Annotated in this window: 4 protein-coding genes; 1 reads left to right on the forward strand and 3 read right to left on the reverse strand. The window is 51.7% G+C overall.

Translation table 11 applies throughout. The annotated features are described in order from the left end of the window. On the forward strand, positions 1-305 hold a 305-nt coding region (locus tag Q0L26_RS05700; protein ID WP_296648580.1), incomplete at its 5' end, for a hypothetical protein. On the opposite strand, the gene Q0L26_RS05705 is transcribed toward Q0L26_RS05700, so the two are convergent. The 3 genes from Q0L26_RS05705 to Q0L26_RS05715 are packed head-to-tail and all read right to left on the reverse strand — an operon-like array spanning position 302 to position 1,880. Further along, complete coding sequence (locus Q0L26_RS05705) at positions 302-946, reverse strand: trimeric intracellular cation channel family protein (protein WP_296648583.1); 645 nt, start codon at positions 944-946, stop codon at positions 302-304. The genes Q0L26_RS05700 and Q0L26_RS05705 overlap by 4 nt on opposite strands. Further along, entirely contained in the window at positions 943-1,491 is a 549-nt protein-coding gene (locus Q0L26_RS05710; protein ID WP_296648586.1) for an isochorismatase family protein, read from the reverse strand. Before Q0L26_RS05710 ends, Q0L26_RS05705 begins: the two co-directional genes overlap by 4 nt. 11 nt (positions 1,492-1,502) lie before the next feature. Further along, a complete protein-coding gene (locus Q0L26_RS05715) occupies positions 1,503-1,880 on the reverse strand; it encodes a DUF805 domain-containing protein (RefSeq protein WP_296648589.1) in 378 nt (125 codons plus the stop codon). Positions 1,881-2,110: the final 230 nt, after the last annotated feature.

A 2,110-nucleotide genomic window follows, 5' to 3' on the forward strand; every position in this document is an offset into this window, starting at 1 on the left:
GCCTAGATAAGGCCACCGAGCTGATCAAGCTTATGGCCGAGAAATCGACCGGCGAATCTAAGTGCGACATCGTTGTGAAGGTCGAGGCAGTTATGCCTGGAATCATTTGCGACATTGAAGCGGCTCAGTCAAAGATGCGTGACGCAACGCGCCTTCAAGAAGAAGCATCGAACGAAATTCGTGATGTTGTTGGTCGCATGCGCGATGAAGGTCTGACCATGCGCGACATCGCTGTTCTATTGGGCGTGACCCCTCAGCGCGTGGCCCAACTTGCACCTTGCACCGAATCGATGGCGTCTAACTAAACGCGCCAGGTCGGCAAACGCCAACCAAAAATTACCGCCAGCAAACGCAACGCTGTGATAACCAGCGCACCGATGGCAACAGCCCAAAACGAAGGCCAACCCAACAGGTTCAGGGCCACAACTAGCCATCCCCCGGCAAATGCAATCACAGCATATGGTTGGTGGTCATTGAAAGCTCTAGGAATTTCATTCACAACGACGTCGCGAAGAACTCCACCGAACACCGGAGTAATCACACCCATCACTACGGCAATAATTGGCGACATGCCGGCCGTGATAGCAATCTGGGTGCCGCCGGCAGCAAAGATGCCTAGACCAAGCGCATCAGGCCACTGCATCGATCGTTCGGTCAGTTCGATGTGTCTAGCGCGCATGAAAAACAAGGCAAGCGCACACATCAACAAAATGACCCAGATCCAAATTTCATTTTGAACCCAGAAAAATGGGCGCCTATCGAGCAAAATGTCGCGCAAGGTGCCACCGCCGAATGCCGCTAGCGCTGTCACTATTGCCATGCCTACGAGGTCAAGCTTTTTACGAGCCGCTTCGATGAGGCCGGATAGGGCAAAGGCAAGCGTGCCAACGATTTCAAATGCTTGGGTGCCATAGGTTACTAGCCACTCGCCAAAAGTCGGATTCATAGGCTCAATTTTGCCAGAGGGACAGCCTCTGCCTTGCGGCCGGGAAGGTCCTCGTTGAAGTTATCATTTTGTTCTTCGACAACCGCTTGGGCCGAAACCGAGTGACCGCCCCACTCATAGCTCGTGGTGGTGTGGGCATCGGCAATCAGAGTTACGTCGTAACCCTTGGCAATTGCATCCTGCGCCGTGTGGCGAATGCAGTTGTTGCTTTGAGCGCCGCACACGATTAGGCGACCGACCGCGAGGGACTCAAGCATTTCGGCAAGGTTAGTGCCCTCAAAAGAGCTCCGGAAGGTTTTTCGAACCATCGACTCACCGGACAGTGGAATCAACTCTGAGACAATTTGCCAGGCATCAGAGTCAATTGGCATCTCTTCATCAGAATGCTGAACCCATATGACTGGCAAGTTTGCGGCACGCGCTTTAGCGACTGCAGCCTCGACGTTAGTTATGACTTGGTCGCGGCGGTAAGCCCCCTCGACTACGCCGTTTTGAACGTCGATCACAAGAAGAGCGGTCTGCGTGCGCCCAGAGAGAGTTGTCACTGAACTTCGACTTACTTTAGGGCTTCGCCGTATTGGTTTGCTGCGGCGTCTGAGTCTTTAACCAACTGGATTAGCAACAGGATCCAACCGACAATTGGAAGCAGCACGAAGAAGAACCAAGCACCTGACTTATTGACATCGTGCAACCTGCGCCAGGTGATGGCTAGTGAAGGCACGAATGTAGCTAATGACCAGAGGCTAGACAAAGGCGAGTTTTGTTGAACATCCCAGTTGCCCATCATCTGAGTGTGACCCGGAGCAATAATTGAGATGGCCATGCTGACCAAAGCGGTAAACAGCACCACGAACCAAAATTCGCTGCGGCTCGCACGGCCGTTAAAGGTTGCGTATTTCTTGAAATAACTCTTGATTGCTTCGATGAAAGTCATAATCAGCTCCTTGGCATAACGATAACACCGAGCAAGAAACGGTTAAACAAAAAACCCACCATTTCTGGTGGGCTGTTTGTTATGGGATGACTCGTTGGCTTGTTTCTTTCGAAACCGCCCTGAGTGGAGATGGGGGGAATTGAATAACCCCTATATCTAGGGGCAAACGACCCTATTTCTGCATTTTTCATACTAATTTTCATACTATTCGTGGAACTCATTCCACGCAA

Source organism: Rhodoluna sp., assembly GCF_024641065.1.
Classification (GTDB): domain Bacteria; phylum Actinomycetota; class Actinomycetes; order Actinomycetales; family Microbacteriaceae; genus Rhodoluna.